This is a genomic window from Catenulispora pinisilvae, assembly GCF_015356865.1.
Classification (GTDB): Bacteria; Actinomycetota; Actinomycetes; order Streptomycetales; family Catenulisporaceae; genus Catenulispora; species Catenulispora pinisilvae.
In genome coordinates this window covers 1-18,540 of sequence record NZ_JAAFZA010000209.1, presented here as the reverse complement: position 1 = coordinate 18,540, position 18,540 = coordinate 1, and the positions used below count along the sequence as shown (strand labels likewise).

Genomic DNA, 18,540 nt, shown 5'->3' with positions numbered 1-18,540 from the left:
CCCCTGCCCCCCGCGCGGCCCGCACCACCCGTATGACGAAGAGGACTGACGAACGACATGACCACCCCCACGGACCCAGGGTCCAGCCTGTTCTTCAAGCTGACCATCGACGGTCAGGACCTGGGCCTGTTCAACCAGTGCGAGGGCCTGTCCGCCGAGGTGGAGGTCTACCAGCACAAGGAGGGCGGGAACAACGGCTACACCACGTTCCTGCCCGGCCGGGTCAGCCACGGCAACATCACCTTGACCCGGCCGCTCACCCCGGACAGTAGCAAGATCGCGGCGTGGATCTCCTCCATCGCCACCGGGATCCAGCGCCCGACCGCGCAGATCGCGGCGCTGCGCGCTGACGGGACGATGGTCGTGCAGTGGGGCCTGCTGGACGTGCTGCCGGTCAGCTGGAGCGGGCCGACGCTGGACCCGAGCAGCAACACCGTGGCCACCGAGCGGCTGGTCATCGCCCACCACGGCTTCACCGAATCGGGAGCGTGATCCACCATGGCCACCTCGCCCGGAGTCAGCCTCGTCAAGGCCTCCCTCACCATCAAGGAACCGCCGATCGGCCCGGCGCTGGAGCCCGGCGGGACGATGCGGGAGATCAACTTCCAGTTCAACCCCGAGACGCTGACGCTGGCCAAGAGCGCGAACTGGAGCAGCACGCCGCTGCCGCTGTTCAAGTACGTCAGCATCCCCACTTTCGGCGGCGCCGACCCCTACACCCTGTCCTTCCAGCTCTTCCTCGACTCCTCGATGACCCCGGCCGGCACCAAGGTGCAGGACGACGTCGAGGCGTTGCTGAAGTGCTGTGAGGTGACCGACGAGTCGATCGCCGCTTTCCAGCCCTCCACGCCGTGGGTGTTCTTCCAGTGGGGCAGCTTCTCCACCGTCAGCTTCAACGCCTACGTGCAGAACATCTCCGCCAACTACACCTACTTCGACCCCTCCGGCGTCCCGCTGCGCGCCTCCTGCGACCTGACCATCACCCAGATCCCCTCGCTCACCCTGGGCCAGAACCCGACCTCCGGCGCGCTGTCCGCGCACCGTTCGCACCGGGTGCGCTCCGGCGACACGCTGCAGTCGATGGCCTGGTCGGAGTACGGGGACGCGACCGCGTGGCGGACCATCGCCGAGGCCAACGAGATCGACGATCCGATGCGCCTGTCGCCCGGCGCCGAGCTGCTGATCCCGGCGCCCGACCAGGTCCGGCGGTGATCCGGTGACGTTCGGTTCCTTCTCCTCGGTTCCCAAGGTCGAGATCGGCGGCGCGCTGCCCCGGCTGCTGAAGGCCTCGCTGGACTCCTGCTGGGTGGAGTCCAGCCTCAACGTGCCCTCGACGTTCCACATCGCGTTCCGGGACAAGACCCGGCTGCTGATGTCCAACAACGCGCAGCTGAAGATCGGCGCGCCGGTGACGGTGTTCGCGGTGGCCGGGCTGATCGGCGAGGACCAGCCGCTGATCACCGGGCAGGTGACCGGGGTCGAGGCGGACTACTCGGGCGGTGAGTTCTACACCGTGATCCGCGGCATGGACCACGCCTTCAAGCTGCTGCGCAAGCGGCGGGTCGCGGTCTACAAGAACATGTCCGCCTCGGACATCGTCCGCAAGATCGCCGGTGAGCACGGGGTGGCCACCGGCACCATCGAGTCCACCGTGCCGCCGTCCCCGGACTCGCAGATCTCCCAGCCCAACCTCGACGACTGGACCTTCGTCCAGGGCCTGGCCGAGCGCTACGGCAAGGTCGTGTACTTCGACAACATGGGCAAGTTGCAGTTCCGCGCGCCGGTCAAGGCGGTGCCGCTGACCGGGGTGAGCGCCGACAAGAGCCCGTACGTGCTGGAGTTCGGTGCCAACACCCTGCGCTGCCGCTCCGGCTTCACCGCCGCCGACCAGGTCTCCGCGGTCAGCTCCCGGGGCTGGAACATGGTCGCCAAGCAGACCGTGGTGGGCCGGGCCCAGGCCGCCCAGAACCCTGATGTGCTGGCCGGTCTGAGCCCGGCGCAGGTCTCCACGCCGTTCGGGGCCGGCACCCTGGTCGAGACCGGCACCCCGTACACCAGCCAGACCGAGACCGACGCCGCTGCCAAGTCGCTGGCCACCGACGTCACCTCGTCCTTCGCCGAGCTCGAAGTCGCGGTCCGGGGCACGCCGCAGCTGCTGCCGGACAAGGCCGTCACGTTGTCCAAGGCCGGGACGCCCTTCGACGGCGCCTACACCGTCACCGGCGTCCGGCACCTGTTCGAACACGGCACCTACGAGACCTGGGTGTCGATGACCGGCCGCCAGTTCCGCTCGCTGTACGGCCTGGCCTCCGGCGGCGCCGGCGGGCCGGGCGGCACCGGGCACCGGATGAGCGGCGTGGTGAGCGGGGTCGTCACCGACATCCACGACCCGCTGCAGATGGGCCGGGTCAAGCTGCGCTTCCCGTGGCTCGACGACGACTACGTCAGCGACTGGGCCCGCACGGTGCAGCACGGCGGGGTGAGCGCGCACGGCGGCATCGCGGGTGCCGGCGGGGCCGGCGGCCACATCCCGGCCGGCTCCCCGGGCGCCGGCGGCTTCATCGGCTACGCCGTCAACGACGAGGTGCTGGTCACCTTCGACCGCGGCGACTTCGACCACCCCTACGTCATCGGCGGCCTGTACAACGGGGTGAACAAGCCCACCCGGTTCACCGACGACGACCTGGTCTCCAAGGACGGCATCCCGAACGTGCTGGCCGTGTCCTCCCGGCGCGGCAACCGGCTGGAACTGCTCGACGACGAGTACTCCATGAAGGCCGGGGTCAAGCTCCTGACCGACGACGAGAAGCAGCTCGTCCACCTGGACAAGATGGAGCACAAGACCACCGTCAGCAACTCCGCCGGCCCGATCCTCATCGAGAGCAGCGCCCCGGACGGCGGCGTCACGATCCGGGCCGGCGCGGCCACCATCACCTTGACCGCCGAGGGCACGGTGAACATCGAGGGCGCCGCGGAGGTCAGCGTGACGGCCGGGGCCGCCATGTCGCTCAAGGCCGCGGAGCTGAACCTGGCGGCCGCGGCGACCACCGTGGAGTCCGCCGAGATCAACTTCGCCGGGGCCTCGCTGTCGGTGGAGGCCGCCGAGATCACGCTGACCGGCAACGTCGCCATCGTCGGCGAGGGCACGCTGGACGGCCAGCAGATTCTGGCGGTGTGAGATGAGGGGTCTGATCATGCGGGACCTGATCGTGCCGGGCCCGGCCGCGCGCAGGCCGGATGCCGGCGTCAGGGGGCTGATCCGTCATGGGTGAGCGATTCGTCGGCTCCGGCTGGGGCTTCCCGATGCGCGTGGACGCCGGCGGCCGGATCGGCCTGGTCTCCCACGACCAGGAGATCGAGGAGGCCATGCGCCTGGTGCTGGCCACCGCGCCGGGGGAGCGGCCGATGCGGCCGGAGTTCGGCTGCGCCGTGCACGACCTGGTGTTCGCCCCGGTCAACGACAAGACCGTGGGCCGCATCCAGCACGAGGTGCGCTCCAGCCTGGACCGGTGGGAGCCGCGTATCTCGGTGACCAGCGTGGAGGTCACCGTGGACCCCGACCGCCCCACCGTGCTGTACATCGACGTGCACTACCAACTGCGCGGCACCAACAACCCGCGGTCCCTGGTCTTCCCCTTCTACGTCATCCCCGACCACGACGGACCAGGGTCCGCGACAGATACGGAAGCAGCCTGACATGGCTTTGCCCTCGCCGAACCTCGACGACCGCCGGTTCCAGCAGTTCGTGGACGACGCCAAGCGGTACGTCCAGCAGCGGTGCCCGGAATGGACCGACCACAACGTGTCCGACCCGGGCGTGACGCTCATCGAGGCCGTGGCCTACATGGCCGACCAGCTGGTCTACCGGCTGAACCGGGTCCCGGACAAGAACTACCTGGCGTTCCTGGACCTGTTGGGCATCAACCGGTTCCCGCCGGCCCCGGCGCGCGCCGACGTCACCTTCCGGCTGTCCGCGCCACAGCCGAACACGGTTCTGGTACCGCCCGGCTCGGAGATCGCCACGCTGCGCACCGAGTCCGAGGAGGCGCTGGTCTTCAGCACCGCCGAGCAGCTGCGGATCGTGCCGTGTGCGCTGACCGCGGTCGTGGTGCAGAACAACGGCGCCAGTCCCACCGACCGCACGGTGGACGTCATGGACGGCAAGGACGTGGCGGCCTTCTCCCCGGTCCCGGCTCCCGGGGACGCGCTGTACTTCGGCCTGTCCGCGCCGGTGCCCTCCTGCGTCGCGGTGCTGCGGCTGAGCAGCCGGGTCGACGGTGTCGGCGTGGACCCGCGCCAGCCGCCGCTCATCTGGGAGGCCTGGTCGGCGGACGGCTGGCTGCCGTGCGAGGTGGACTCCGACGACACCGGCGGTCTGAACCGGCCCGGCGACGTGGCGCTGCACATCCCGTCCCGGCACATCGTCTCCCGGCTGGCCGGGGTCGAGGCGGCGTGGCTGCGCTGCCGGGTCCTGGAACCGCGGCCGGCGCAGCCGTTCTACGCGGTCAGCCCGACGCTGCGCTCGGCGACGGCCCGGACGATGGGCGGCACGGTGCGCGCCGTGCACGCCGAGACCGTCCACGACGAGGAGATCGGCGAGTCCTCCGGCGTGGCCGGCCAGCGGTTCCGGCTCTCCCGGACCCCGGTCGCGGTCGACGACCCGATGCTCCAGCTGGAGACCTCCGAGGGCGAGGGCTGGGAGCCCTGGCAGCTGGTCGACACCTTCGCCGGCTCCAGCCCGCAGGACCGGCACTTCCAGCTGGACCCGGTGACCGGCGAGCTCGCCTTCGGCCCGGCGCTGCGCCAGCCCGACGGCGGCGTCCGGCAGTACGGCATGGTCCCGCTCAAGGGCGTGCGGATCCGGGCCGCCGGCTACCGGATCGGCGGCGGCCGGTCCGGGAACGTGGCGCGCGGTGCTCTCAGCGTGCTGCGAACCTCGATCCCGTACGTGTCGCGGGTGGAGAACCGTGAAGCGGCGCGCGGGGGAGTGGACGGGGAGTCGGTGGCCGAGGCGAAGGTGCGGGCGCCGATCTCGCTGCGGGCCCAGGACCGCGCGGTGACGGTCCGGGATTACGAAGAGCTCACCCGGCGCGCGGCTCCGGAAGCGGCGCGCATCCACTGCCTGCCGGTCGACGAGCAGACCAAGATCGGCGGCAAGGAGGTCGGGCTCGGCGCGGTGCGGCTGCTGGTCGTGCCGCAGGCGGTGCCGGACGTCGGCGGCGTGCTGCGCTTCGAGCAGCTGGTCCCGGGCGACGAACTGCTCAGCCGGATCGCCGCCTACCTGGACGAGCGCCGGCCGATCGGCACCCGGCTGGCCGTCGGCCCGCCGTACTACCAGGGCGTCACCGCCGCGGTGACGCTGCACGCGTTCCGCGGGGCCGAGACCGACCTGGTCCGCACCGGCGCCGTCAACGCCCTGTATTCCTACCTCGACCCGCTGACCGGCGGCCCGACCGGCGGGGGCTGGCCGTTCGGCCGCGCCGTGCACTCCGGTGAGCTGTACGCGGTGTTGCAGCGGGTGCCGGGGGTGGAGATGGTCGACGAGGTCCGGCTGCACCCGGCCGACCCGCTGACCGGCAAGCGCGGCGACGCCGCCGAGCGGATCGAACTGGACCCCTCGGCGCTGGTGTTCTCCTACGACCACCGGGTGAAGGTGGTCGGCGGATGAGGGGCGCGGTCGACGGGCTCAACAGCCCCTTCCCGCTCGGCGAGCAGCTGCCCAGCGTCTATGCCGACGACGATTTCGCGCAGCGGTTCGTCGGCGGGCTGGACGACTTGTTCTCCCCGCTGCTCTCGGTGCTCGACAACCTCGCCGCCTACCTGCGGCCCGAGCTCGCGCCGTCGGACTTCGTGGCCTGGCTGGGCAGCTGGGTGGGCGCGGAGCTGTCCGGGGACGAGTCCGACGAGTCCCTGCGCGCGGCCGTCGCGGGAGCGGCCGCGATGCACCGGCACCGGGGTACCCTGCACGGCCTGGCCGAGGCGGTCCGGCTCGGCTTCGGCATCGAGCCGGAGATCACCGAGAGCGGGGGCATGTCCTGGTCGGCGCGCCCGCTCGGGCCGCTGCCCGGGGACGCCCAGCCGCGGCTGGAGGTGCGGCTCACCGCCAAGCAGGCCCGCGCGGTCGATCTGGACCGGCTGCGGGCGCTGGTGGCCTCGGTGCGGCCGGCGCACGTCCCGTATTCCGTCATCGTCGAGAAATCCTGAAAGGTAGCGTTTCGCTCCGATGTCCACCGAATACAGTGAGCTGATTTGCCCCGACTGCGGTGCGCGGGAGCAGCGGGAGGCGTTCTGCGAGAGCTGTGGTGCGGCGTTGAGCCGGGCCAAGCCGGCCTCGGCCGCTCCGGCGGCGTTCCAGGAGTCGGACGCCGATGTGCCGGTGTCCGGTGGTGCCGCCGGGGGCTCGGCCGTGGGCGCGGCCACCGGCTCGAACTCGGCTGCCGGGCCCGTCGCGAGCCAGGGCCACAGCCAGGGCCACAACTTCAGCGACAGCCCGAGCTCGGTCGCCACCGCCGGGCCGAAGGACACGCTGGAGCACCAGGTCGTGTCCTTCGCCGACCGGATCGCGGCCGCCGCGCCGGAATCGATCGCACCGGTGCCGATCGCGTCGGCCGCCGCCGGATCGGACTCGCAGTCCGCCGACGTCTCCGGCACGGTGCCGCTGGACCGGTCCGGGCGCGCCGATTCCGAGCGCGACGCGGCCGAGCGGGCCGCGGCCAAGTGGGCCGAATCCGAGCGGATCGAAGCCGAGCGGGCCGAAACCGAGCGGGCCGCGGCGCGCCGGGCCGAAGCCGAGAACGCCGAACGGGCCCGGGCCCTGCTGGTCCCGGTCGCCGACCAGTCGGCGCCGACCGGCATCGCCCCGGTGCTGCCCGGCGTGCCCGACCCCATCGCCCCGCAGCGCAACCGGTCCGAGGGACTGGCCGAACTCGACGCCGGCATCCAGTGCCAGTGGTGCGCCACCCGCAACCCGCCCGAGCGCCACTTCTGCCGCAAGTGCGGCCAGCGCCTGGCCTACGCGCCGGTGGAGGCCAAGCGGCCGTCGTGGTGGCGGCGCCTGATCTTCTTCTGGCGTAACCGGCCGCTGCCGTTCGCCGGCCAGCGGCCCCGGCTGCGCCGAGGTCCGGGCCAGGCGATCCGCCCGGTGGTGTGGGGCGTGGTGCTGATCGTGGTGATCGTCGTGGTGGTCCAGGAGTACAAGCCGGTCTCCACGAACGTGCAGGACCACTTCTCCAAGCCCAACGAGATCTCGAACTGGACCGTCGCCAGCTCGAACCAGGACCGGAACCACCCGGCCAAGCTGCTGCACGACACCTACTCCGACACCTGGTGGGGCAGCGGGTTCTCGCCGCAGAACAGCAACGGCGTGAGCATCACCGTGACTTTCAGCCAGCCGACCAACCTGCTGGACATGGGGATCACGCCGGGGGCCGGCACGGCGACCGACACCTTCGGGGCGCAGGGCGCGCCGGAGACCGTCGACGCCCTGCTCATCCCGTTGCCGGGCAAGGGGAATCCGGTCAAGAAGACCTTCACACTCGACGACCAGGCCGGCTTCCAGAAGCTCCAGCTGCGCGGCGACGACATCCGGCAGGTGGTGCTGACCATCACCTCCTCCTACGACCCGACCGGTGCGGACCCGACGAAGGCGAACCAGACCGAGACCGCCATCACCGAGCTGGAGTTCTATTCACGCCACTGACATCTGCCGGTAACCGGGCGGGGCTTGTGGGCCCGGCCCGGTTACCGTCAACCTCATAATCCTCAGCACTCCGTAAGCTTTTCGCTCGCACCATCCCTGCCTGGTCGTTTGGCGTCAAGGTGTGGACATTCACCTGTGCGTTCCGGTGCCTTCCCGTTGAGGCGTGTTGGTTTCCCGGGTGCTGCCGTGATGTTCTACCTGATGGCGGCAGCGAGGCCGCCCCGGTTTCGGCGAGGCGTGGACCGGCGAGGGTGTGAGGGGGGACGTCCAGTGCGACGTGTCCAGACTGTGGTGCAAGCCGCCGATCCGGTGCTGCGCGCCGGCATCGTGAACCTGCTGGAGCACCGCCCCGAGATCGAACTGTTGGCCCAGGACGGTCCGGGCCGCGACCCGCTGATCGTGATGTGCGCCGACGACGCCAGCGAGCTGCTGGCCGCCGGCCCCGCGGCGGCGCCGAAACCCGCCTACACCGTGCTGGTGGTGAGCCGGATGAACAAGGCGCAGCTGCTGGAGGTGGTCGAGCTCGGCGTGACCGCGGTGGTCTGGCGCCGTGAGGCGACCGGCGAGCGCCTGGTGCGCGCGGTCCAGCTGGTCGACCGGGGCGCCGGCGACCTGCCCGCCGATCTGCTCGGCGGCCTGCTCGGCGAGGTCGGCCGGGCCCGCCGGGCGCGCGGCGCCGGCACCGAGCCGCTGCCGATGGGCTTGTCCAGCCGCGAGGTCGACGTCATCCGCCTGGTCTCCGAGGGTATGGAGACCAAGGAGATAGCGGCCAAGCTCTGCTACTCCGAGCGCACCATAAAGGGCGTGCTGCACGATGTGATGACCCGGCTGGAACTGCGCAACCGGGCCCACGTGGTCGCCCATGCCGCCCGCGAGGGCTACCTGCGCTGGACCTGAGTGCGACCCGTGCTGGACCTGAGGGCGGCCGCCGCTGCCCGTGCGGACATCGGGCCCTGCCCCGCACGCCGTCCCCGCGCACCTGGTCGGCGCCGCGGCTGGGCGGCGAGGATGAACTGGCGAAATATGGGCCCCGCCAGTGGACTGGAAGAGAACCGAGCTTGATCCCCGAAATCGACGAGGCACTTCGCGGCCTGCTGCGATCCTCCCTGCCGGACAAAGGCGTGGAGATCGCCTTCGACGCCCCCACCCGGGACTGGGCCGCGCGCCGCAACACGCCCACGGTCGACGCGTATCTCTATGACATCCGCGAGGACCTGGCCCGCCGCGAGCGCGGTGTGGTGGCGGTCCGGGACGAGCAGGGCATCGTCGTGCGCCGCCGCCAGCCTCCGCGCTACTTCCGGCTGTCCTATCTGGTGACCGCCTGGACCAAGCGGGCCGAGGACGAGCACCGGCTGCTGGCCGTGGTGCTCGGCTGTCTGCTCGGGCAGGACTTCCTGCCCATCCCCGAGGGGCCCGGTCTCCTGTCCTCGCTCGGCCTGCAAGTGCCGATGACGCCGGCCGCCCCGCCGCAGGAATCACGCTCCATCGCCGACATCTGGTCCGCCCTCGGCGGCGACCTGAAGCCCTCGCTGGACCTGGTGATCACCGCCCCCTACCCGGTGGGACCGGAGTACCCGGTCGGGCCCGCGGTCACCGAGGGCGCCGGTATCCGCAGCCACCGCCTCGACGAGCCGGAGGCCGAGGCGCCGCTGCGGCTGCGCCGGTACGGCAAGATCGAGGACGGCAAGCGCGAGCGCACGGTCGAGCGCGGGAAGACCGAACGGTGAGTGGCGACGTCCCAGCCGATGGCCGAGCCGATGCCCAAGCCGACCTCCCGGCCGACGCCGCGGCCGCCCGACGCTGCCTGGACCTCCTCCTGGAGCAAGTACGGGCCCTGATCGACGCCCGCTCGGCCACCGACCCGAACGCCGAGGACCCGCTGCGCGGCCTGCGCCTGTCGGCGGACCACGTCGGCTGGCTGCTGGCCGCCGACCCGGTCCGCGGGCGAGGGCTGGCCTCGGCCGACCAGTGGCCGCGGCTGGCTGAGCTGGCCGAGACCTTCGGGCTGACCGGATTCGACGCGGCGGTTCTGGTCCTGGCACTGGCGCCGGATCTGGACCGGGTCTTCGAGTCCTGCTACGGGTATCTGAACGATGACGTGACGCGCCGGCGCGCGACGGTCGGGCTGGCACTGGACCTGTGCGGCTACGAGGCGTGGGACCCGGCGGCGCGCGCCCGGTTCGGGGCCGGGGCGCCGCTGGCCGACGGCGGGCTCTTGGAGTTGGAGGACGCCGATCGGCCGCTGCTCTCGCGCGGGCTACGGGTGCCGGATCGGGTGGTGGCGCATCTGCTCGGCGACGATACGCCGGATGATGTGCTGCACGGGTTGATTCAGGCTATTGATGCTCCGGTGCCGCGAGCCGAGCCCCCGCTTGGGTCCGCCGGGTTGGACAGTGCACAGCCGGACAGTGCCACTCTCGCCGAGATCGAGCGCCGCCCCGGCCTCGTCGATCTCCTTCGCGCCGGACCGACCCTCGTCCAGCTCCGCGAGCATCGCAAGGGCAGCGCCGATGCCGTGGCCTTGGCGCTGTTCGCCGCCGCCGGCCGCCCGGCCCTCCGCATCACCCTGACCGACCAGCTCCTGACCCGCGCCGACCAGATCGTGCCGGCCCTGATCCGCGAGGCCCGGCTGCGGCGCGCCGGCCTGGTCGTCTTCCTGCCCGAGCCCATCGACCCGGGCCCGTTCTGCACCGACCGGGTTCCGGTCCTGCTGGTCGGCGAGGTCCGCCGCGAATCCGGGGCCTGGCCGGTGCGGCCGCTGGTCGTCGACGTCGAATCACCCGCCGGCGGCTCGCCGGAGTGGATCGGACGCTGGCGCGCCGAGCTCGGCCCGCTCGCGCCCGGCACCGATCTGGAGGCGACCGTCGCGCCGTTCCGCCTCACCGCGACCGGCATCGCCCGCGCTTCCGAAACGGCGCGCGCACTGGCCGCGCTGGAAGGACGACAGCCCGACGAGTCCCACATCCGCCGGGCCGCGCGGCAGGAGAACGCGCGCGGCATGGGTCCGGGCGTGCGGCACGTCGAGCCGGCGGTCGGCTGGCCCGATCTGGTCCTGCCCGAGCAGGAGGGCTCGCGGCTGCGGGAGCTTGTGGACCGGGTCCGCAACCGGGACCGCGTCCTGGGCGCCTGGGGTCTGCGCACCGGCGGCGGCCGTGGCCGGGGGGTGGCCGCGCTGTTCGCGGGGGAGTCCGGGACCGGCAAGACGCTGGCCGCCGAGGTGGTCGCCGGGGAGCTCGGGCTGGATCTGTACGTGGTCGAACTCAGCGCGCTGGTGGACAAGTACGTCGGGGAGACCGAGAAGAACCTGGAGCGCCTGTTCGCCGAGGCGGATCGGGTCGACGCCGTCATCCTGTTCGACGAGGCCGACGCGGTCTTCGGCAAGCGCTCGGAGACCAAGGACGCGCACGACCGCTACGCCAACATGGAGAGCGCGTATCTGTTGCAGCGCCTGGAATCCTTCAACGGCGTCGCCCTGCTCACCACCAACCTGCGCGCCAACATCGACGACGCCTTCACCCGCCGCTTCGACCTGATCGTCGACTTCCCGTTCCCGGACGCCGCGCTGCGCAAGGCGCTGTGGCAGCGCTGCCTGGCCGGTCCGGTCCCGCTGGATCCCGACGTCGTCGACGGCTCGGCCGTCGATCCGGTCGCCGACCGCTTCGAACTCGCCGGGGGCGCGATCCGCGCGGCCGCCACCACGGCCGCCTATCTGGCCGCGGCCGGTGGACGTGCGGTGAGCGCCGAGGATCTGCTCACCGGGGCCCGGCGCGAGTACCGCAAGATGGGCCGGCTGTCCGAGGAGGACCTGGTGCGGTTGGAAATCTGAGCGGCCCGGCGGTGCCCGGTCCGTGAACCTCAACGTCTGTCGTGACGAACCGCCGACCAGCGTGTTGGTGTGAGCATACTGAGAACTGAAGCACCTTTCCCGGATGGAGCATCGCATGCGCGATCAGGACACTGCTAAGGCCGGTAAAGCGAGCAGCACGCGGTCGGCTCCGGCCCGTTCCGCCGCGGCACCGTCCACCGACCCGACCGGCCTGCTGTCCTTGCAGCGCAGTGTCGGGAACGCCGCGGTGGTGCAGTTGCTGGCCGAGGCCGGCGATGCGCACTCCCAGGAGAGCCACGAGCACGGCCCCGGCTGCGGCCACGGCGGCGGCGATGCCCCGGTGCAACGCTCCTCGGTCCAGTCCGTCCTGTCGGCCCCGGGCAGTCCGCTGGCCGCGCCGATGCGCGCCGAGATGGAGAGCCGGCTGGGCGCCGACTTCTCCGACGTGCGGCTGCACACCGGCGGCGCCGCGCAGCGCTCGGCCGCCGAGATCGGGGCGCGCGCCTACACCTCCGGGAACCACGTCGTCATCGGCGACGGCGGCGGCGACAAGCACACCCTCGCGCACGAGCTCACGCACGTCATCCAGCAGCGCCAAGGCCCGGTCGCCGGGGCCGACAACGGTTCCGGTCTGAAGGTCTCCGATCCCTCGGACCGCTTCGAGCGGGCGGCCGAGGCCAACGCCACGCGCGTGCTGAGCCGGCCGGTGGCCGCGGAGTCGGCGAACGCGCAGGCCGGTGCCGGGGCCGAGGGCCCTGTGCAGCGTGCTGCGATCCCGAGCAGCCCCGGCAGCCCGGCCGCCGCCGACCAGATCCAGCGCGCCGGTGCCACCGGTCTGCTGGAGCGGGGCAAGGCGGCAGTGAAGCACGGTGCGGACGTCGCGGGCGCGGCCGTCCCGGCCACCGCGGACTACGTGGCCGGTGGTCTGGCCACCGGCGGCACCGTGCCGGCCGCCCCCGGTAAGGAGATCGGGATCGGCGCGGCCGGGGTCGCCGGCGGCGTGGCGGCGATCCCGGACCTGGCCATGTCGGTGATCACGGTGTGCACCGCCGCCGGGGCCTGGATCCATGTCCGCAACGGCTCCGAGGAGGAGAAGCGCGACGCCCGCAGGCAGTTCGAGAAGGCGATGGCCGCGACGGCCTCGAACGCCTCGGCGGCCGGCGGCGGGATCGCCGGCGGTGTCGGCACCATCACCGGGGCGATGGCTCCGGCCGCCGCGGGTGGCGCCGCGGGGATCTTCACCGGCTTGTACGGAGCCATCAAAGGCGCCGTCGACGCGGTCCACTCGGGCAAGCAGGAGCGGGACCTCAAGAAGGTGAAGCTGCCCGCGAAGGACAACCTGCTCGAGGAGTTCCTGAAGCTGGAAGTCAGGCTTGAGGAGAACCACAAGGCACTGCTGAGCGCCCACCAGCAGCTGGGAAGCCAGAATACTTCCTCGGCTGTGGACAAGGCCCGCCACGACAAGGTGCTGGAAACCCACAACGCCCAGTACCACGTGGCCAAGGCCTCGCTCGATGCGAACATCGAGGAGTGCCGCGAGTTGGCGGGTCTGCACGCGGCCCGGGACCTCGGGGAGCAGAAGAGCAAGCGCAAGAAGATCCGCAGCATCTTGGCGAGTGCGGCCGGGTTCTTGGGCGTCCCGGTCGGCGTCCTGGCGATCGTGGCCGCGGTCCTGGGCCTCACCGCCGGTGCGGTTCCCATCGCCGGCGTGGCGATCGCGGCGGCCGTGGCGGCGATCACCACCGGGGTGCTGAGCTGGAAGTTCTTCAACAAGTACCGCGCCAGCCTCAAGCGGCTCAAGGAGGCCGACGACCACAGCGAGAAGAACTGGAAGATCTACTTCGAAGCCCTCAAGGTCTGGCAGCCCAAGTCCGACAGCTCGCGGATCCAGGCCGCGAACGCCCTGTACGAAGCCCTGACGGCCGCCAAGTACCCGGCCAACCAGGCTGTGGCCGAAGAGTTGGTCAAGGCCCTGAGACTGAAGCCGGAAGAGCTGCGGAAGATGCCGGCTGACAAGGCCCTGGCGAAGATTAAGGACAGGCTTGCCTCATCCTGAGCCCGGGGGCATTCGAACAGTGCGTTCGCGGCCACGCGGTTAGGGTCGTAGTCGACAGGATGTGCGCCTGTCGGTCTCGACCGGAAGGAGGCCGCCGTGGCAGCCTCAAAGGGACGCCCTTCGGGCCTCATGCTAATGGTTTTCATCGCCGGTGGCCTCTTGATGGTCGGTGCCATCCAGGCCGGCAACGGCATGCTGGTCATCATCACGCTCCTGCTCATGGCGGTCAGCGTCGACACTCTGCGTAAGCGCTGATCGGTCTTTCGCTCGGCCCTTCGCCCGGCTCCCGCCCGGTCATCGCCCGGTCCCCGCCCGCTTACCGCGGCGGCGGCCGCCGGGCGGAGACCGGGCGAGAAGTATGCGGGCCGCCGGGCGGCCGAGCAGGAATGCGGCGATACCCCTTTGGCCGCTATGTGGGTGAACGGGGTTTCAAGCTCGTCAGGTCGGTTACCCGGCGTCCATGACCGACGAGGCTTACTGGACGTACAACAACGGCGTGATCGGCTACCCGAGGTTGGACGGCCGGGGCAGAGCCGACGTCGCGGTCGTCGGCGGCGGGGCCGCCGGGTTGTGGACGGCCTGGGAGCTGGCGCGGACCGGCCGCCGGGTCGCCGTCCTGGAGGCCGGGCGGATCGCCGAGGCGGCCAAGGGCGGCGCGGCCGGTCAGGCCTCGGTGATCCAGGCGCTGGCCTACAGCCGGATCGCCCACGCCGCCGGAGCTGAAGCGGCACGCTGCTATGCCCAGGCCCAGAAGCAGGCGGTCGAGCGCATCGCCGAAGTCGCCGACCGGCTCGGCGCCGACTGCGAACTGGAGCGGCGTCCGGCCTACGTCTACGCGGCCGACGAGCAGTCCCTGCCGCAGCTGCACCAGGAGTGGGCCGCCGCGCTCCAGGCCGACATCCCCGCGGTCTACGGCGCCGCCGCCGGGCTGTCGTTCACCGTCGCCGGCGCGCTGCACCTCGTGGACCAGCTCCAGTTCCACCCGCGCAAGCTGCTGACGGCGCTGGCCGAGGACCTGGTGCGGCGCGGGTCGGCAGTGTACGAACACAGTCGGGTGGTCACCGTCGACGAAGGAGAACCCTGCGTCGTCATGACCGAGACCGGGGCGTCGGTCGCCGCCGAGCAGGTGGTGGTCGCCACCGGGTTCCCGATCGTGGCGGACTCCGTGCTGCGGCGCTCGCTGCGGCCTCGGCGCGAGCTGCTGCTGGCCGGGCCGGTGCCGGCCGAGCGGGCGCCGGAGGGGATGTACGCGGCGGTCGGGGAGCCGGCGGCCACGATCCGGAGCGCGCCGCTTGACGACCGGCGGCGGATGGTCGTCGTCGCGGGGGAGGGCTACGAGGCGGGCGCCGGCAGTGTGCAGGAGCGCTTCCGGCGGCTGAGCTCGTGGGCCGCCGCGAATGTGGGGTTGGAGCGCGTGGAGTTCCGGTGGTCGGCTCAGGACTATGAGACCGACGACCGGCTGCCGGTGATCGGGCGGGCCTCGGGGGAGCAGAGGCGGTTGTGGATCGCGACCGGCTTCGGCGGCTGGGACGCCACCAACGCCGCGCTGGCCGGCCGGCTCATCACCGCCGGGATCCGCGGGGCGCGGCCTCCGGAGTGGGCCGCCCCGTTCGCACCGGAGCGGCTGGAGAAGAACGGACACGACCAGGACGACTGGAACGGCCCGGCCCGCTCGGTCGTGCGGCACCGGGTCGAGCCCGACGAGCGGGACGCGCTGGACGCGATCCGGCCCGGGGACGGCGCCGTGGTGGACGTCGGCGGCGAGCACTGCGCCGCCTACCGGGACGCCAGCGGGCTGCTGCACCTGGTGTCGGCGCTGTGCCCGCACCGGGGGTGCACCGTCGGGTTCAACGACGCGGAGAAGACCTGGGAGTGCCCCTGCCACGGCTCGCGTTTCGCCACCGACGGCGCCCTGTTGCAGGGGCCGGCGGTCGCGCCGTTGGCTCCGGCGCGCGCCTATCTGGCCTTGGCCGCCGCCGAGTGATCGGCACTGAGCCCGGCCCGCTGGGCCCGTCCGCTCGGCCCTCGTTCCGCCCGCCCGCGCGGGCCCGCACCGATCCGCGACGTTTGACTGCACGCGATCGGGTAACCAAGGGGGAACCCATGGATCCATGGAGCCACCCCAGCGTCATCACCTGGAGGATGTCGTGCTGTCTCTCACCGATCGGGCCGCGGCGGCCATTCAGGTCCTGACTTCCCGCTCCGAACTCCCACCCGACACCGCCGGGCTGCGCATCGTCGCGGCCGACCCGAGCCTGAACGGCAACCAGGACCAGTTCTCGGCGTCCCTGGCCACCGGTCCCGACGTCGGCGACGAGGTGGTGGAGTCCGGCCCGGCCCGGATCTTCCTGGAGTCGACCGCCGCCCACGTGCTGGACGGACGGGAGCTGGACGCGACGGTGGACACCGACGGGAGCGTCAAGTTCGTGGTGGGGCCGGGGATTTAGCGCTCGGGCCCGGCTCGCGCTCGGGCTCAGGTCCGGGCTCGGGTTCGGGCCAGGCCTGCCGGTCGCTCATTATCGGAAATCACCCGATTCGTCGGTATTGATTCGACCACCGCTTCCTGGGCAACGGGCACCCATGAAGCTCCTCACCTATGCCGACCGCGCAGTGGCCCTGGTGAACACCGACGACCACGGCACGGGCCAGGATTACCTGCAATGCGGCGACGACGTCTGCCGCCTGCTGCCCGACGGCTGGCGCGTGTCCCACACCGTGGCCGAGGCGGGCCTGCCGGAACTGCGCGAGGCCCGCCCCCGCCTGCGGCGCGTCTTCGAACTCGCGGCCACCGGCCGGGTCGAACGGGCCACCGACGCGCTGAACAAGCTGCTCTGCGACTTCCCGGTCTCAGCCTCGATCAGCGACCACACCACCGGCTGGCACCTGCACCTGAGCGACGAGCCGCAGGGGCCGGCGCGGTCGTACGTGACGGGCGCCGCGTTCGGCCTGGCGTACACGATCGCCGAGCGCGGGCCGGAGCGGCTGGGGCTGTGCGACGCGCTGCCCTGCCGGGCGGTGTTCGTGGACACCACGACGAACAGTTCGCGACGGTATTGCTCGGACCGGTGTGCCACGCGGGCGAACGTCGCTGCTTATCGGGCTCGCAAGCGCGGTGATTGTTAAACGGTGATTGTTAACCAATTGCCCAAACCCAAGACGTTGCACTCCACCCCCGCCCTGGCCGATCCTGGACCCGTGACCAACCACCCCGGCACTAGCACTGGCGCCAGCACCACACCCGCCTCCCGACCCGCCCGCCTGGCGACCACCGGTCGTGGCCGCGCTGTGCTGACCGACCCGCGGCTGAACCGCGGTACCGCCTTCACCCTCGCCGAGCGGCAGGCGCTCGGGCTGGTCGGGCTGCTGCCGCAGGCCGTCGTCACACAGGATCAGCAGGCCGCGCGGGTCTATGAGCAGTTCCGCTCCCAGCCGACCGCGCTGGAGAAGTACGTCTCGCTGGCCAGCCTGCGGGACCGGAACGAGGTGTTGTTCTACCGGCTGGTCACCGAGCACCTGGCCGAGATCCTGCCGATCGTCTACACGCCGACCGTCGGGACCGCGATCCAGCACTACAACGCCGAGTACCGCAGGCCGCATGGGGTGTACCTGTCGGTGGACGAGCCGGGGGACATCGAGCGCTCGCTGTGCGCGGCCGGGCTCGGGCCCGAGGACGTGGACCTGATCGTGGCCACCGACGGGGAGGCGATCCTGGGCATCGGGGACTGGGGCGTCGGCGGCATCGACATCGCGGTCGGCAAGCTCGTCGTCTACACCGCGGCCGGCGGCATCGATCCGGCGCGGGTGCTGCCGGTGATGCTGGACGTCGGCACCGACCGTCAGGACCTGCTGGATGATCCCGGGTACCTGGGCAACCGGCACAAGCGCGTGGACCGCGAAGCGTATGACGCGTTCATCGACGCCTACGTCCAGACCGCGAGCCATCTGTTCCCGAACGCGCTGCTGCACTGGGAGGACTTCGGGACCGCGAACGCGCACCGGATCCTGGACCGTTACCGCGACCGCGTCTTCACCTTCAACGACGATATCCAGGGCACCGGCGCGGTCACCCTCGCCGCGGTCCTGGCCGGGGTCGCGGCCAGCGGCCGCCCGCTGCGCGAGCACCGCGTCGTGGTCTTCGGCGCGGGCAGCGCGGGCGTGGGCATCGCCGACGACCTCCAGGCCGCGCTGGTCGCCGATGGCCTGTCGCAGGCCGAGGCCACGGCGCGCATCTGGTGCGTGGACCGCTACGGCCTGCTGACCGACGATCAGGACACGCTGCGCGACTTCCAGGTCCGCTACGCGCGCCCGGCCGCCGAGACCAAGGGCTGGGCCCACGAGGCCGACCAGGGCGGCGTGACCCTGGCCGAGGTCGTCGACCAGGTCCAGCCGACCATCCTGATCGGCACCTCGGGACGCGGCGGCGCCTTCACCGAACAGGTGGTGCGCGCCATGGCCGCGCACACCGACCGGCCGCTCATCCTGCCGATGTCCAACCCGACCGACCTGGCCGAGGCCACCCCGGCCGACCTGCTGGACTGGACCGAGGGCCGCGCGCTGATCGCCACCGGCAGCCCCTTCGACCCGGTCGAGCGGGACGGCACCGGCTACCAGATCGCCCAGGCCAACAACGCCCTGGTCTTCCCCGGCCTGGGCCTGGGCGCCATCGTGGCGCGCGCCACCCGGATCACCGACGCCATGCTGGCCGCGGCGGCCGGCGCGGTCGCCGAACGCGTGGACGCGAGCACGCCGGGCGCCCCGATCCTGCCGCCGGTCCCGGAACTGCGCGAGACCTCGGTCGCGGTCGCCGTCGCGGTGGCCCGGGTCGCGGCCGAGGGCGGCGTGGCTGGTGATCGGTCGGCGCTCGGCCGGGCGGGTGGCCGCGCTGCGGGCCGCAGAGGCGCACTTGGAGCTCTCGCTGTCCCGTGCGCTGGCGGATGCTGTGCCCGTGCCTGGGCTCGT

Annotated in this window: 16 protein-coding genes; all 16 read left to right on the top strand. The window is 71.9% G+C overall.

Annotated elements, in window-relative coordinates:
* The first annotated feature begins 57 nt into the window (after positions 1-57).
* Positions 58-492 carry a phage tail protein gene (locus tag IZR01_RS37990; protein ID WP_194894367.1) on the top strand — a complete coding sequence of 145 codons (435 nt, stop codon included), beginning with the start codon at positions 58-60 and terminating at the stop codon, positions 490-492.
* Between the two features lie 6 nt (positions 493-498).
* Entirely contained in the window at positions 499-1,212 is a 714-nt protein-coding gene (locus IZR01_RS37985) for a CIS tube protein (protein ID WP_194894366.1), read from the top strand.
* A 4-nt stretch (positions 1,213-1,216) separates the two neighbouring features.
* Positions 1,217-3,178, top strand: a complete 1,962-nt coding sequence (locus IZR01_RS37980; RefSeq protein ID WP_194894365.1) for a VgrG-related protein — start codon at positions 1,217-1,219, stop codon at positions 3,176-3,178.
* 86 nt (positions 3,179-3,264) lie between these two features.
* Complete coding sequence (locus tag IZR01_RS37975) at positions 3,265-3,696, top strand: GPW/gp25 family protein (protein WP_194894364.1); 432 nt, start codon at positions 3,265-3,267, stop codon at positions 3,694-3,696.
* Position 3,697: 1 nt separating this feature from the next.
* Entirely contained in the window at positions 3,698-5,668 is a 1,971-nt protein-coding gene (locus IZR01_RS37970) for a putative baseplate assembly protein (RefSeq protein WP_194894363.1), read from the top strand.
* Positions 5,665-6,204 (top strand): phage tail protein, encoded by a 540-nt coding sequence (locus IZR01_RS37965; RefSeq protein ID WP_194894362.1) that lies wholly within the window; start codon positions 5,665-5,667, stop codon positions 6,202-6,204. Before IZR01_RS37970 ends, IZR01_RS37965 begins: the two co-directional genes overlap by 4 nt.
* A 19-nt stretch (positions 6,205-6,223) precedes the next feature.
* Positions 6,224-7,699, top strand: coding sequence for an NADase-type glycan-binding domain-containing protein (locus IZR01_RS37960; protein WP_194926676.1), 1,476 nt, complete (start codon positions 6,224-6,226; stop codon positions 7,697-7,699).
* A gap of 270 nt (positions 7,700-7,969) precedes the next feature.
* A complete protein-coding gene (locus tag IZR01_RS53730; RefSeq protein ID WP_212019294.1) occupies positions 7,970-8,596 on the top strand; it encodes a helix-turn-helix transcriptional regulator in 627 nt (208 codons plus the stop codon).
* Between the two features lie 161 nt (positions 8,597-8,757).
* Complete coding sequence (locus tag IZR01_RS37950; RefSeq protein ID WP_194894359.1) at positions 8,758-9,426, top strand: Pvc16 family protein; 669 nt, start codon at positions 8,758-8,760, stop codon at positions 9,424-9,426.
* Positions 9,423-11,525 (top strand): ATP-binding protein, encoded by a 2,103-nt coding sequence (locus tag IZR01_RS53725; protein ID WP_194926675.1) that lies wholly within the window; start codon positions 9,423-9,425, stop codon positions 11,523-11,525. The genes IZR01_RS37950 and IZR01_RS53725 overlap by 4 nt, the downstream gene beginning before the upstream one ends.
* A 115-nt stretch (positions 11,526-11,640) precedes the next feature.
* Positions 11,641-13,581, top strand: coding sequence for an eCIS core domain-containing protein (locus IZR01_RS51440; RefSeq protein WP_228561063.1), 1,941 nt, complete (start codon positions 11,641-11,643; stop codon positions 13,579-13,581).
* 96 nt (positions 13,582-13,677) lie between these two features.
* Positions 13,678-13,836 carry a hypothetical protein gene (locus IZR01_RS37935; protein WP_194926674.1) on the top strand — a complete coding sequence of 53 codons (159 nt, stop codon included), beginning with the start codon at positions 13,678-13,680 and terminating at the stop codon, positions 13,834-13,836.
* A 205-nt stretch (positions 13,837-14,041) separates the two neighbouring features.
* The gene (locus tag IZR01_RS37930; RefSeq protein WP_194894357.1) at positions 14,042-15,565 is read left to right on the top strand and encodes an FAD-dependent oxidoreductase; all 1,524 of its coding nucleotides are present in this window, start codon (positions 14,042-14,044) and stop codon (positions 15,563-15,565) included.
* Between the two features lie 127 nt (positions 15,566-15,692).
* Positions 15,693-16,028 carry an iron-sulfur cluster assembly accessory protein gene (locus tag IZR01_RS37925; RefSeq protein ID WP_228554587.1) on the top strand — a complete coding sequence of 112 codons (336 nt, stop codon included), beginning with the start codon at positions 15,693-15,695 and terminating at the stop codon, positions 16,026-16,028.
* Between the two features lie 133 nt (positions 16,029-16,161).
* The gene (locus IZR01_RS37920) at positions 16,162-16,704 is read left to right on the top strand and encodes a CGNR zinc finger domain-containing protein (protein WP_194894356.1); all 543 of its coding nucleotides are present in this window, start codon (positions 16,162-16,164) and stop codon (positions 16,702-16,704) included.
* Between the two features lie 135 nt (positions 16,705-16,839).
* Positions 16,840-18,540: NAD-dependent malic enzyme (locus IZR01_RS37915; RefSeq protein ID WP_228561064.1), on the top strand; the 1,701-nt coding region annotated here is incomplete at its 3' end.

Excerpts from the sequence above, each read along its gene's own strand:
- IZR01_RS37970 (WP_194894363.1), top strand. The coding sequence starts at position 3,698 with ATGGCTTTGCCCTCGCCGAACCTCGACGACCGCCGGTTCCAGCAGTTC.
- IZR01_RS37975 (WP_194894364.1), top strand. The coding sequence starts at position 3,265 with ATGGGTGAGCGATTCGTCGGCTCCGGCTGGGGCTTCCCGATGCGCGTG.
- IZR01_RS51440 (WP_228561063.1), top strand. The coding sequence starts at position 11,641 with ATGCGCGATCAGGACACTGCTAAGGCCGGTAAAGCGAGCAGCACGCGG.
- IZR01_RS37960 (WP_194926676.1), top strand. The coding sequence starts at position 6,224 with ATGTCCACCGAATACAGTGAGCTGATTTGCCCCGACTGCGGTGCGCGG.
- IZR01_RS37990 (WP_194894367.1), top strand. The coding sequence starts at position 58 with ATGACCACCCCCACGGACCCAGGGTCCAGCCTGTTCTTCAAGCTGACC.
- IZR01_RS37965 (WP_194894362.1), top strand. The coding sequence starts at position 5,665 with ATGAGGGGCGCGGTCGACGGGCTCAACAGCCCCTTCCCGCTCGGCGAG.
- IZR01_RS37925 (WP_228554587.1), top strand. The coding sequence starts at position 15,693 with ATGGAGCCACCCCAGCGTCATCACCTGGAGGATGTCGTGCTGTCTCTC.
- IZR01_RS37985 (WP_194894366.1), top strand. The coding sequence starts at position 499 with ATGGCCACCTCGCCCGGAGTCAGCCTCGTCAAGGCCTCCCTCACCATC.
- IZR01_RS37920 (WP_194894356.1), top strand. The coding sequence starts at position 16,162 with ATGAAGCTCCTCACCTATGCCGACCGCGCAGTGGCCCTGGTGAACACC.
- IZR01_RS37930 (WP_194894357.1), top strand. The coding sequence starts at position 14,042 with ATGACCGACGAGGCTTACTGGACGTACAACAACGGCGTGATCGGCTAC.